Genomic DNA, 13,150 nt, shown 5'->3' with positions numbered 1-13,150 from the left:
CCGTGGGCAGGGGCGGCGGCGCGGCGGTCCGTTCGGCGGCCGAGCGGGTCGCGTTGCGGCGGGTCAGGTCGGCCAGGACCTCCAGCTCGCCGCGCCCGCGCATCAGGAACAGGACGAAGGGGTCCTTGTCCAGGAGCCGGGCCGTCTGGTAGCAGAGGGCGGCGGCGTGTTTGCACGGGTAGCCGTCGTCCGGGCAGGAGCAGTCCGGGGTGAGGTCGCCCCCGGCGGGGAGCAGGTCGGCCGTGGCCGCGAGGGCGTGGGGCATCTCCTTGTCGAGGAGGGCCGCGATGTGGTCGGGGCGGGCCGCCGCCGCGTCGAGCAGATCCTCCCAGTCCCCGTCGTCCAGGGTGCGCAGCCGGATCTCCGTACGGTACGGGCGGGGCCTGGAGCCGCGTACGTAGGCGGTGACGCGGCCGGGGGTGACCGTGATCGCGTCGACGTGGCCGCCGCCCGCGTACACCCGGCCGCGGCTCAGGCGGGCCGGGTCCAGGGCGGTGTCCTCCATCGACTCCACCCAGGCGTTGCCCCACCAGGTGGTCGCGAACCCGCTCTCGAAGGCACGCGCGGCCGTGTCGCCGGGGGCGCCGGCGGGGCGCGGGGGCAGCGCGGGGAACGTACGGCGGCGGTCGTCCTGGCGTATGGCGCGCGGGGCCGTCACGACTGCCTCCGCAGGGACACCAGGTCGGCCAGCTCCCGGTCGGTCAGCTCGGTCAGGGCCGCCTCGCCCGAGCCGAGCACCGCGTCCGCGAGGGCCCGCTTGGCCTGGAGCATCTCGGCGATCCGGTCCTCGACCGTGCCTTCCGCGATCAGCCGGTGGACCTGCACGTGCTGGGTCTGGCCGATGCGGTACGCGCGGTCCGTGGCCTGCTCCTCCACGGCGGGGTTCCACCAGCGGTCGAAGTGGACGACGTGGCCCGCGCGGGTGAGGTTGAGGCCGGTGCCCGCGGCCTTGAGGGAGAGGACGAAGACGGGTGTCTCGCCCGACTGGAAGCGGTCCACCATGCGCTCGCGCTCCGCCACCGGGGTGCCGCCGTGCAGCAGTTGGGAGGGGATGGCGCGGGAGGTGAGGTGCGCGGAGAGCAGCCGGGCCATGGACACGTACTGGGTGAAGATCAGGACGGAGCCGTCCTCCGCGAGGATCGTGTCGAGCAGTTCGTCCAGGAGGGCGAGCTTCCCGGAGCGGCCGGTGAGCCGGGCGGTGTCCTCTTTCAGGTACTGCGCGGGGTGGTTGCAGATCTGTTTGAGCGCGGTGAGCAGCTTCATGACCAGGCCGCGGCGGGCGATGCCCTCGGCGTTCTCGATGGCGCCCATCGTCTCGCGGACGACGGCCTCGTACAGGGAGGCCTGTTCCCGGGTGAGGGCGACGGGGTGGTCGCTCTCCGTCTTGGGCGGAAGCTCGGGCACGATGCCCGGGTCGGACTTCTTCCGGCGCAGCAGGAACGGCCGCACCAGCCGGGCGAGCCGCTCCACGGCCTGTTCGTTGTCGGCGTCCTTGATGTCGGCGGCGCGCGCGTTCTCCACGTTCTCCACGATGCGGGCGTGCCGGGAGCGGAAGGCCTTGAGGGGGCCGAGCAGACCGGGGGTCGTCCAGTCGAGGAGGGCCCACAGCTCGGAGAGGTTGTTCTCCACGGGGGTGCCGGTGAGCGCGATCCTGGCGGGCGAGGGGATCGTACGGAGCGCCTTGGCGGTGGAGGAGAACGGGTTCTTAACGTGCTGGGCCTCGTCCGCGACGACCATCCCCCAGTCGTGCGCGGCCAGTTCGGCCGCGCTGGAGCGCATCGTGCCGTAGGTGGTGAGGACGAAGCCGTCCCCGGCCTCGTCCAGGGAGCGGCCCGCGCCGTGGAAGCGGTGCACGGCCACTCCGGGGGCGAAGCGGGTGATCTCCCGCTGCCAGTTGCCGAGGAGCGAGGCGGGGCAGACGACCAGGGTCGGGGTGGGGCGGGCCCGGTGCAGGTGCAGGGCGATGACGGTGATCGTCTTGCCGAGGCCCATGTCGTCGGCGAGGCAGCCGCCGAGGCCGAGCGAGGTCATCAGGTCGAGCCAGGCGAGGCCGCGCAGTTGGTAGTCGCGCAGGGTGGCTTTGAGGGCCGGGGGCTGGGGCACGGCCGCCGGGCCCGCGACCAGACGGTCGCGCAGGACGGCCAGGGCGCCCGTCGGGACGGCCTCCACCGTCTCGCCGTCGACGTCCGCCGTGCCGGTGAGGGCGATCGCCAGGGCGTCGACGGGCTCCAGGAGGCCCAGCTCCCGCTTGCGCGCCTTGCGCACGAGGGCGGGATCGATCACCACCCACTGGTCGCGCAGCCGCACGATCGGGCGGGTGGACTCGGCGAGCACGTCCATCTCCCTCTCGGTGAGGGGATCGCCGTCGAGCGCCACCTGCCAGTCGAACGTGAGCAGTTCGGCGCTGTCGAAGAACGGGGTGCCGTCCGTGGCCGACCCGGGCGCCGCGCGGACCACCGCCGACGCGGTGAGCGAGCGCACCAGCTCGCGGGGCCAGTGCACGGCGACCCCGGCCGCGGCAAGGCGGGAGGCGGCCGGGCCGAGCAGGTCGTACAGCTCGTCCTCGGAGAGCGACAGCGCGTCGGGGACGTCCCGCTCCAGCAGCCGCCCGAGCGGGGTCCACACGCGCGCGGCCCGGCGCAGGGCGAGCATCGCGTCGACCCGGGCCCGGGGGCCGAAGCTCGCGTCCCCGTCGCCCGCCCAGAGGCGGCCGGCGTCGAGGACCAGGGTGGGGTCGGCGAGGCTGTGGACCTGGACGAGGGCGGCGCCGGCCCGGCGGGTGATCCGGGTTTCTTCGGGGTCGCGCTCGCCGTGCCGACCGAAGGCCCCGCCCGGGAGCGGGTCCGAAGCGGCGGCCCGGTCGGCGGAAATGTCCGCCTCCTCCGCTCCGACCGTGTCGAACAGGTCGTACGCGGACAGGTCGAGCCGCAGCGAGACCCGCACGCCCGCGTCCATGCCCGCCGCCGCCTCGGCGGCCCAGGTCCTGGCGCCCGGCAGGTGCTGCGCGGCAGGAGGTACATGTACGGGGAGGGGTTGCGGTGCCGCAGCCGCCGGTAGACCTCGAAGGGGCCGAGGCCGGTGTCGACGTCGATCCGGTGGCCGATCTGGATCTGGTAGATGTCGCCGACGCCGATGTGTTCCAGGCACCGGTCGACCCGGCGGAGGAACGTGGCCTCGTCGGAGCTGTCCCGCACCGAGCGCGGGCGGGGCGCGGCGGGCACGTCCGCCGCGATCAGGGACCCCTCGCGCGAGGTGACCGCCGCCACGGCCGCTCCCACCGGGTCGCGGTCCGGGGCGGGCCCGAAGGCGTCGCTGTGCGCGGTGAGGCGGCGGACGGTGGTGGCGCCGGGGCCGGTGGTGCCAGGGCCGGTGGAGTCGGGGCCGGTGACGCCTGGCCCGTACCAGAGGGTGTCGCGGAACAGGCTCAGGACCATGTCCGGTTCGGCCTCCGCCCCCGGCGCCCGCCGGCGGGCCGGCAGCTCCTCCATGTGCCAGGCGGAGCCGTAGCCGAAGGTCGCGAGGAACCCGAAGGCGTACGTGTCCAGGGGTCGCCCGGTCTCGACGGCGAACAGGCCCTGGGCCGCCCGCAGTACGTCCCACACCTGCGCGGAGTCGCGCAGGGCCAGCTCACCCCCGGGCAGCGTCCCGATGCCGAGCCGCCCCGCGCTCTCCGTGAGCGCGGCGAGGACGGCGGGGGCGCCGCCGAGGGCGATCCGGTCGCCGTGGACCCGTATCTCGGCGAGCACGCCGTGGCCCACGACGGTGGCTCCCGGGGACTGCCCGGGGCCCGGGACGCTCTCCAGGACGAACACCTCGTGCGCCGCGCCCTCGTGCGACCCGGCCAACTCGGCGTAGAGGTCGAGGGGATGATGCGGGTCGAGTGCGCTCTCCTCGACCCGTACGGTGAAGGGGCCCCGCCCGGCCTCGGCCGGACGGGGCGGGTTGCGGGGCGGATCGTCGAGCAAAGTGGTCACAACAGGTCTCATTCCTCAGCCGTAGCGGCGCATCTCGTGGAAGAACTCGTCCACGACGGCGAGTTCGCCGCCGTCGCGCAGGGTGTCGTAGACGTGCTTGCCGAGCGCCAGGTCCAGGACGCCGAGCCCGAAGGGCGAGAAGACCACCGGCCGGCCGGCCGGAACCGTCAGGTCCCCGGTCAGCACGTCGTACAGGGTCCCGTCGAGGAAGTCCCTGTTCCCGGTGCGCTGTTCGGCCAGGTGCACGGAGGTGTCGGCCTTGAGGCAGTGCTCGACGTCGTCCACCACGTTGACGGCCGACAGGATCACCTCGGGCGACAGGTCACGCAGCGAGACGTGCAGGACCAGGGGGTTGTGGGTGAACCACGCCGGGTCGGTGACGTGCGGGGTCCCCGCGACCGTCGCGAAGACGACGAGGTCGCTGGTACGGATCAGCTCCTCGGCGCTGTCGTGGACCGTGACGGTGCCGTTGTCGCCCGTCCCCCGCAGGTACGCGGCGAATCCGCCGGCGTGCTCCGCGGAGAGGTCGTACACCCCGGTCTCCTCGAAGGCCCAGCCGGTCCCCGCGAGGAACTGGTGGATGAACCGGGCGATCAGCCCGACCCCGAAGAAGCCCACGCGCAGGGGCCGTTCACGCCCCTGGGTCAGGGTCCGCGCCGCGAGCACGGCCGACGCGGCGGTCCGTACCGCGCTGATGATGGAACTCTCCAGGCACGCCAGCGGATAGCCCGTGTCGTGGTCGTTGAGGATCAGCACGGCGGAGGCGCGGGGGATCCCGGCCACCACGTTCTCCGGGAAGCTGGAGATCCACTTGATCCCGTCGACCGCGTCCTTGCCGCCCAGCGACGCCGGCAGCGCGATGATCCGCGAGGACGGGCGGTCGGGGAAGCGCAGGAAGTACGACGGCGGGTTGACGGTGTCGCCCACACCGTGGAGCCGGTACGCGGCCTCGATCAGCCCGACCACCTCCCGGTGCCGGCCATCGAGGACCCGGTGCACCTGGGCACCGGGTATCACGGCGAACGAAGGCACCTCGGGGGCAGACCGCATCAGAGACTCCACAGTTCGGCAACTGGTTCTGCGACGATGCTGCGCACCCGCCCTATAGAGGGCGTATGGCCGCTCTACACAGCGAAATCAGCCGGACGTCCCGAACTCCTCCAGCACACGCGCCACTTCCTCCTCCCACGGCGTGGCCCCGCTGCGCTTGAACAGCTCGCCCGCCCGCAGGACGTCCACCCGCGCCTCCTCCCAGCGCCCCTGCTCCCCCAGCAGCACCCCGAGCCCCAGCCGGATCCGGCCCTCGATCAGCGGGCTGTCGATCCCCTGCGCTATCGCCCGGCCCTCGACGAACGCGCGCTCCGCCCGGTCCACCGCCCCCAGCGCCGCCCGCGCCTGCCCCAGCCCGAACAGCGCGTGTGCCAGCCCGTGGTCGTCGCACTTCGCCCGGGACAGCTCCTCCACCCGCAGGTGCGCCGCCTCCGCCTCGGCGAACCGGTTCAGCGCGAACTGCGCGGAGCCCACCCGGTACAACGACTGCGCGAGATTCCTGGACCCCCCGGAGCCGAGCGGCTCCGCGACCCGTACCGCCTCCAGCGCGTGCCCGAGCGCCGCCGCCGGGTCCCCCCGGTCCAGCTCCAGCTGCGCCATGCTCTGCAAGGCCGACGCCTCGGACGAACGGTCGCCCACCGCGCGGAACACCGGCAGCGCCTCGGTCAGGCACTCCGCGACCCGCTCCACCTCCCCCGTGATCCGGTACGCCACCGCCAGGTTCCGCAGCACCAGCGCCCGCCCCAGCTCCTCCCCCGCCGACGCGAACAGCTCCAGCGCCTCCAGCGACCGGGCCACCGCGTCGTCCATGCTGTGGTGGCTCAGCGCGATCGCGCCCTGGTGCTGCAACATCGCCGCCTGGCCCCGTACATCACCCGCCGCACGCGCCGCGTCCAGCGCCAGCCCCGCGCACACCCGCCAGTTGTCGATGTAGCCGCGCGTCTCGAACAGCACCGCGGAGGACACCGTCAGGTCCCACGCCAGCCCCGCCATGCCCATCCGCGCCGCCTGCTCGACCATGCCCACCAGGCACAGCCGCTCCGCCTCGAACCACTCCAGCGGATCCACCAGCAGCTCTTCCAGCAGCTCCGAGTCGACCAGGCGCCGGGACACCCCGCTGTGCACGATGCTGAAATGCCCGCCGTGCTCCCGCCGGTGCGCCTCCTCGGCGATGCTCAGCCCCGTGGAGAAGACCCGCCGCAGCGCCTCCTGCCGCTCCCCCGCCGGATCGTCCTGCCGCGCCCGCTCCGCCGCGTACAGCCGCAGGAGGTTCTGCAACCGGTACCGCAGCCGTCCCGTGGCGTCTATCCCCACCACTTCGAGGAACTGCGCGTCCACCAGGTCCTCCAGCAGCAGCTCCGCGTCAAGGACCTCCACGTCCAGCAGCGCCGCCGCCACCCACGACGTGAAATCCGGTACGTCCACCAGGCCCAGGCACCGGTAGAGCCGCGCCGACAACACCGACAGGTACCGGTAGCTCAGCTCGAAACCGGCCCGGACCTGCGACTCCCCTTGGCTCAACTCGTCGAGCCTGCGCCGCTCGTCACTGAGCCGCCCCACCATGTGGCGCACACTCCAGTGCGGTTTCGAGGCGAGGCGCGCCGCCGCGATCCGTACCGCGAGCGGCAGCCGGTCGCACAGCTCGACCAGCCGCACCACGTCCGCGCGCGCCGCGATCCGCTCCACCCCGGCGATCCGGCCGACCAGTTCGACCGCCTCCTGGCGCGGCAGCACCCCCAGATGGACCCGCGCCTCGTGCGGCCACGTCACCAGCTGCTCCAGCTGGTCCCTACTGGTGATCAGCGCGCAGCTCGCCCCGCTCCCGGGAAGGAGCGGGCGCAGCTGCGCGAACGTCCGCACGTTGTCGAGAACGATCAGGACCCGCCGCTCCGACAGCAGGCTGCGGTAGAGCGCCACCCGCTCCTCCAGGGTGTCGGGAACCTGCGGGCCCCGGACCCCTAAAGAGCGCAGGAAGCGGCTCAGCACGTCGCTGACCGACACCGGCTCGTGCTCCCCGTCGTACCCCCGCAGGTCGGCGAAGAGCCGTCCGTCGGGGAAGGCCTCCGCGACCCGGTGCGCCCAGTGCACCACCAGGCCGGTCTTGCCCACCCCCGCGACGCCCGTCACCAGCCCCATCGCGGGCCGGTGCTCACCCGCCGTCACCTCGCTGACCAGGCCGTCCAGCGCGGCCAGTTCGCCCTCGCGGCCGGTGAACCCCGGGACGTCCGGGGGAAGTTCGGAGGGCACCACGACCACGTCCGGGGCGCCGGCCACCGCCGCGGGTCCCGCGGAGCCGCCCTCCGCCGTCAGGGACGGGTCGTCGCGGAGGATCAGGTCGTGCAACTCCTGGAGGTCCGGGCCCGGTTCGAGGCCCAGCTCCTCGACGAACACCTCGCGCGCGTCGCGGTAGGACTCCATCGCCTCCGCGCGCCGCCCCGACCGGTACTGCGCCAGCATCAGGTGGTGCCGGGTCCGCTCCCGCAGCGGATGCTCCCGTACGACCCCCGCCAGCTCGGGGACCAGCTCGTAGTGCCGGCCGAGCGCCAACTGCACGGCCGTCGCGTCGTCGTAGGCGTTGAGCCGGTGCTCCTGGAGGCGGGCCGCCTCCTCCTCCACCGCCAGGCCCGACACCCCGGCCAGCGCGGGCCCCCGCCACAGGCCGAGCGCCCGCCGGTACAGCCGGGCCGCCTCGTCCAGCCGCCCCTCGGCGGCGTCGGCCTCGGCGCGCGCCACCAGTTCCGTGAAATCCACCGAATCCACATAGTGGCCCTCGGTGTTGAGCAGATAGCCCGGATGCGCGGTCACGATCGTGTCGTCGCCCGCGCCCTCCGCCTTGAACGTCTTGCGCAACGCGGCGACCACGATGGCGATTTGGGTACGCGCGGTAGCGGGAGGGGAGCCGTTCCACACTTCGTCGACCAGGGTGTCCACGGGAACGGTCCGTCCCGGGCTCAACAACAACAGCGACAGGACCGTGCGCTGCCGCGCCCCGCCCACCACGACCTTGCGTTCACCCGACACCACAATCAGCGGCCCCAGTACCTTGAAGCACAGCCGATCCCCCATGACCGAGCACCCCCTGCTTCCCCCGCCCCCGCGGAATACCCCGATTACCCTACCCGCACGAACCAACCACACTATTGACATAAAACACGCAAATGGCCCCTACCCCCACTCCCCACAGCGGATCGACCCGACAGTAACCCGCCCTGGCCGATACGCCGGGAAAACAAACACAAAACTAAAGAAGAAAAGGCCCGTCCCTGACCCGGGCACATGCGCCTGTCAACGCGCTGTGGCCCGGTCCCGCATCCCCTCTCAGGGATGCGCGACCGGGCCACGCGCCGCTCCCGGCCCCCGTCCCCACGGTGCCGGTGCGTGTCCGGGGCCGGGTGCCGCTCACACCCACCCCGGAGCACTGGGACGGCGTACTCCGGTAGCCGTACGCCGAGCCTTCGGTACGTCAGACGTATACCTGAGGCCCCTTTTCCGGACCTCTACGCCGGACCTTCCCGTACGTCAGACGTGCGTCAGACGTGCGTCAGACGCGCACGAGCTCACGCTCGGAGCCGTCCGACCCCTTGGTGTCGTCGCCGAGCCGCTTGCGCAACTGCTCGCCCTCCACGTCCACATCGGGGAGCGCGCGGTCGAGCCAGCGCGGCAGCCACCACGCCCGCCTGCCGAGCAGGGCCATCACGGCGGGCACGATCGCCATCCGGACGACGAAGGCGTCGAAGAAGACCGCGACGGCGAGGCCGAAGCCGATCATCTTGATCATCGCGTCACTGGCCCCGATGAAGCCGGAGAACACCGCGATCATGATCACCGCGGCGGCCGAGACCACCCGCGCCCCGTGCCGGAACCCGGTCACGATCGCCTCGCCGGGCCGCTCGCCGTGGACGTACGCCTCCCGCATACGGGTGACCAGGAAGACCTCGTAGTCCATCGCGAGGCCGAAGACCACGCCCACCATGAAGATCGGCATCATCGACATGATCGGGCCGGTCTGCTCGACCCCGAGCAGACCGCCGAGCCAGCCCCACTGGAAGACCGCGACCACGGCGCCGAGCGCCGCGACCACCGAGAGCAGGAAGCCGAGGGCGGCCTTGAGCGGGACCAGGACCGACCGGAAGACCAGCATCAGCAGCAGGAACGCGAGCCCGACGACCAGTGCCAGATACGGCAGGAGGGCGTCGTTCATGCGCTGCGAGAAGTCGATGTTCAGGGCCGTGGCGCCGGAGACGTACACCTCGGCGCCGTTCTCCGCCCGGGCGTCCGCCGCGGCGGACCGGATGTCGTGCACCAGCTCCTCGGTCCTGATCGAGGAGGGCCGGTCCTTGGGGATGACGGTGACGGTCGCGGTGTCGCCCGCCTTGTTGAGCACGGGGTCGAGGACGGTGACGACGTCGTCCATCTTCTTCACGGTGGCCGAGATGCCGAGCGCGGCGGCCTTGGCGTTGTTGTCCGCCTGGCCGTCGACCACCAGCATGAGCGGCCCGTTGAACCCGGGGCCGAAGCCGTCGGAGAGCAGGTCGTACGCCTTGCGCTGGGTGGTGCTCACCGGCTGCGAGCCGTCGTCGGGCAGGCCCAGCTCCAGCGAGGTGGCCGGGAGGGCGATGGCACCGAGGCCCAGCACACCCACCACCAGCACGGCGACCGGCCGGCGCAGCACGAACCGCGCCCAGCGGGTGCCCATGTTGGGCTTCTTCTCGACGGGCACCGCTCCGGCGCGCACCTGCGCGTCGGTGTGTTCCATGGCCTTACGGGCCTTGCGGCCGAACACCCGCTTGCCCACGAACCCGAGCATCGCCGGGGTGAGGGTGAGGGCGATGAGGACGGCGATCACCACGGTCGCCGCCGCCGCGAGGCCCATCTTGGTGAGCATCGGGAGGTTGACCACGGCGAGACCGGACAGGGCGATGACCACGGTGAGCCCGGCGAAGACCACGGCGGATCCCGCCGTGCCGACGGCCCGTCCCGCCGCCTCTTCCCGTTCCCGGCCGTCGGCCAGCTCGGCCCGGTAGCGCGAGACGATGAACAGCGCGTAGTCGATGCCGACCGCGAGGCCGATCATCATCGCGAGGATCGAGGTGGTGGAGCCCAGGTCGAGGACCGTGGCGAGCGCGGTGATCCCGGAGATCCCGACGCCGACGCCGAGGAGCGCGGTGACCAGGGGCAGCCCGGCGGCGATCAGCGACCCGAAGGTGATGACCAGCACGACGGCCGCGACGGCGACACCGATGATCTCGCCGGAGCCCGTCTCCGGGGCGACCTGGAGGGCGTCCCCGCCGATCTCGACCGCCATGCCCTCGGCCTTGGCGTCGGCGCCCGCGTCCTCCAGCGCGGTACGGGTCGCGTCGGTCAGGGACTCCGAGCCGACCTTGTACGAGACGCTCAGATACGCGGTCGAGCCGTTCTTGGCGACCCCGCCCGTGGTGAACGGGTCGTTGACGGACTTGACCTGCGGCGAGCCGGCCTTCAGCTCGTCGGCGATCTTCTTGACCTCGGCCTTGTTGCCGGCCTCGGTGATCTTCTCGCCCTCGGGCGCCTTGAAGACGACCCGGGCGGTGGCACCGTCACTGCTGGCCCCGGGGAACCGCTGGTCGAGCAGGTCGAAGGCCCGCTGGGCCTCCGTACCCGGGATCGAGAAGGAACTGGAGGTGGGCGTGGACGCGGAGGCCGCGGCGACCCCGGCGAACGCCAGCAGGGCCACCCAGATCAGGGCGACGTAGCGGCGGCGCCGGAAGGCGAGCCGGCCGAGCTTGTAGAGGAACGTGGCCACGAGGGCGTACTCCCGGTCTGTGGACGAAACAAGGGCATGGGGAGCCGACCCGACGGCGAGAGAGCGGCACGCGTCAGGAAATGCGGGGTGTTACGGGGAGAGACCGCGGGGACTGCGGGGACTGCTGGGGCTTGGTGAACTGGCGGACTGGGGGACTTCTTCGCGTACGGGGACGATCAGACGCCGAGGGCGGGGAGGACCACGGCATCCAGGTACGCGACGAGGAACGCCCGGTCGACGGACCGGTCCTCGATGAGCTGCCGGGCGACGAAGGCGCCGACCAGCATGTGCAGGACGAACGGCAGCGCGGGATGGTCCGCGGCGATCTCGCCGCGGTCGACCGCCCGCCGGAGCAGGGTCTTGAGTCCGCTCGTCTCGGGCTCGACCACCACGTCGCGCAGCGCCGCGCGGAGGTCGGGGTTGTCGTGGACGGCATGGAAGAGCCCCCGCATCAGCGCGGAGTCCCGTTCCATCTGGGTTTCGTCGGTGAGCGCCGTCATCGCGTGCAGGTCACCGCGCAGCGAACCGGTGTCGACGTGGTGCAACTCGTCGGGCTTGGTGTGCCGCAGGGCCCGCGCGACCAGCACCGGCTTGCTCCCCCACTGGCGGTAGAGGGTGGCCTTGCTGGAGCGGGTGCAGGTGGCGATGGCGTCCATGGTGAGGGCGTCGTAACCGACCTCGCGCAGCAGGTCGAGCACGGTGCCGTACAGCTCGGTCTCACGCTCGGGCGTCAGCCTGGTACCCGCCATGATCCACCTCCTGTGCGTCCATGCCCGCTCTTCTCGCCCGTTCTCGCCCACTCTTCCGAACGAAACGGTTTCGTACAGTACTACGATAGCCCGGCACCGAGCGAAACGAAACCGTTTCGCTTGTGGTCTGCGCCACAGAGGTGAGGACGGCATAAATGTGGGCGCAAAAAGTCCCCGGCCAGAAGTTGCCGCACCCCCTCCACGCGGAAAGCATTGGGGGGTGAGTGACGACGTCGCGTATCTACGGTTCCCGCACCTGCACGACGACCTGCTGTGCTTCGCCGCCGAGGACGACCTCTGGGTCGCACCCCTCGTGCCGGCCGGGCACCGGCCCGGACGGGCGTGGCGGGTGACCGTCGACCGCACCAGAGTCGGTCACCCGCGCTTCTCGCCCGACGGCCGGCAGATCGCCTACACGACGTGGCGCAGCCTCGACCCGGAGATCCACCTGGCCCCGGTGGACGGGGGCCCGGCCCGCCGGCTCGGCTACTGGGGCTCCACCGACACCCGGGTCTGCGGCTGGACCCCGCCGGGTGAGGACGGGGAGTCGCAGATCCTCGCGGTCTCCTCGCACGGCCAGCCGTTCTCGTACTACTCCTGGGCCTACAGCGTCCCCACCGACGGCTCGCCGGGCAGCCAGCTGCCGTGGGGCCCGGTCGCGGACCTGGCGGTGGCGGACATCGACGGCGAGCACCGCACCCTGCTGCTCACCGGCAAGCCGCCGCACGAGCCGGCGGCGTGGAAGCGGTACCGGGGCGGGGCGACGGGCCGCCTGTGGCTGCACGGCGAACGCCTTCTCCCCGACATCGGGGGCCATCTGGACTGCCCTATGTTCGTGGACGGGCGGGTGGCGTTCCTCTCGGACCACGAGGGGGTGGGGAACCTGTACTCGGTCCTGCCCGACGGTACGGACCTGCGCCGCCACACCGACCACGACGCGTTCTACGCCCGCCACGCCTCCTCCGACGGCCGCCGGGTGGTCTACCAGTGCGGGGGCGACATCTGGCTGGTGGACGCGCTGACCCCCGACTCGGTCCCGCGCAAGCTGGACGTACGCCTGGGCGGCCCGCGCGCCGGCCGCCGCGCCTACCAGGTCCCGGCGGCGAGCCACGTGGACGCGATCTCTGTGGACACGACGGGCCGGGCGAGCGCGGTGTCGGTACGGGGCAGCCTCTACTGGCTCACCCACCGCGACGGCCCGGCCCGCACGATCGCGGACACTCCAGGGGTACGGGTACGGCAGCCGGACATGCTGGGCGGCGGCGGCCAGGTCGCCTACGTCACGGACGCGGACGGCGAGGACGCGATCGAGATCGCGTACCTCCCCCGCGCCACGGGCGACCGCCCCCCACGCCGCCTGGCCTCGGGCCACCTGGGCAGAGTCCACGAAATGATCTCGTCCCCCACGGGCGACCGCATCGCGATCGCGTCCCACGACGGCAGACTGCTCCTGATCGACACGACGGAGAACGAGGGTCCGGAGGCGCGTACGCCCGCGCCCGGGGCGGGTACGACGCCGCCCGGGGCGGGGGCCGACGCCGGGCTCACGGCCCCCGCCCCGCCCGGAGCGGGGTCGACACCCACGGCTGGGCCCG

General features: G+C 72.5%; 6 protein-coding genes and 3 pseudogenes. 2 read left to right on the top strand and 7 right to left on the bottom strand.

Going from position 1 to position 13,150, the window contains the following annotated elements; translation table 11 throughout:
* The 3 genes and pseudogenes from GT042_RS25460 to GT042_RS40175 all read right to left on the bottom strand — a co-directional run.
* A partial coding sequence (locus GT042_RS25460; RefSeq protein ID WP_345943910.1) for an SWIM zinc finger family protein occupies positions 1 to 658 on the bottom strand: 658 nt, incomplete at its 3' end.
* Positions 655 to 3,003: pseudogene (locus GT042_RS25455) on the bottom strand (DEAD/DEAH box helicase); the annotation flags it as partial. The gene GT042_RS25460 and the pseudogene GT042_RS25455, both read right to left, overlap by 4 nt.
* 62 nt (positions 3,004 to 3,065) lie before the next feature.
* Positions 3,066 to 3,194, bottom strand: a pseudogene (locus tag GT042_RS40175) (anthranilate synthase component I family protein); the annotation flags it as partial.
* On the opposite strand from GT042_RS40175, the gene GT042_RS40170 reads away from it, so the two are divergent.
* Entirely contained in the window at positions 3,169 to 3,507 is a 339-nt protein-coding gene (locus tag GT042_RS40170) for a hypothetical protein (RefSeq protein ID WP_345943909.1), read from the top strand. The pseudogene GT042_RS40175 and the gene GT042_RS40170 overlap by 26 nt on opposite strands.
* Positions 3,508 to 3,989: 482 nt before the next feature.
* Here GT042_RS40170 and sbnB read toward each other — a convergent pair whose 3' ends face one another.
* The 4 genes from sbnB to GT042_RS25435 all read right to left on the bottom strand — a co-directional run bounded on the left by sbnB (position 3,990) and on the right by GT042_RS25435 (position 11,555).
* Positions 3,990 to 5,024 (bottom strand): 2,3-diaminopropionate biosynthesis protein SbnB, encoded by a 1,035-nt coding sequence (sbnB, locus tag GT042_RS25450; RefSeq protein ID WP_161311064.1) that lies wholly within the window; start codon positions 5,022 to 5,024, stop codon positions 3,990 to 3,992.
* A gap of 87 nt (positions 5,025 to 5,111) precedes the next feature.
* A complete protein-coding gene (locus GT042_RS39910) occupies positions 5,112 to 8,090 on the bottom strand; it encodes a BTAD domain-containing putative transcriptional regulator (protein WP_161311063.1) in 2,979 nt (992 codons plus the stop codon).
* 475 nt (positions 8,091 to 8,565) lie between these two features.
* A complete protein-coding gene (locus tag GT042_RS25440; protein ID WP_161311062.1) occupies positions 8,566 to 10,806 on the bottom strand; it encodes an MMPL family transporter in 2,241 nt (746 codons plus the stop codon).
* Between the two features lie 176 nt (positions 10,807 to 10,982).
* Positions 10,983 to 11,555, bottom strand: coding sequence for a TetR/AcrR family transcriptional regulator (locus tag GT042_RS25435; RefSeq protein WP_161311061.1), 573 nt, complete (start codon positions 11,553 to 11,555; stop codon positions 10,983 to 10,985).
* A gap of 220 nt (positions 11,556 to 11,775) precedes the next feature.
* On the opposite strand from GT042_RS25435, the pseudogene GT042_RS25430 reads away from it, so the two are divergent.
* Positions 11,776 to 13,150 (top strand): annotated as a pseudogene (locus GT042_RS25430) (peptidase S41); the annotation flags it as partial.

The sequence above is a fragment of the Streptomyces sp. SID3212 genome (assembly GCF_009865405.1).
Taxonomy (GTDB): Bacteria; Actinomycetota; Actinomycetes; order Streptomycetales; family Streptomycetaceae; genus Streptomyces.
The sequence above is the reverse complement of the archived record's forward strand: the minus strand, read 5'-3'. Positions and strand labels throughout refer to the sequence as shown.

Coding starts and splice junctions, on each gene's coding strand:
- sbnB (WP_161311064.1), bottom strand. CDS start 5,024: ATGCGGTCTGCCCCCGAGGTGCCTTCGTTCGCCGTGATACCCGGTGCC.
- GT042_RS39910 (WP_161311063.1), bottom strand. CDS start 8,090: ATGGGGGATCGGCTGTGCTTCAAGGTACTGGGGCCGCTGATTGTGGTG.
- GT042_RS25435 (WP_161311061.1), bottom strand. CDS start 11,555: ATGGCGGGTACCAGGCTGACGCCCGAGCGTGAGACCGAGCTGTACGGC.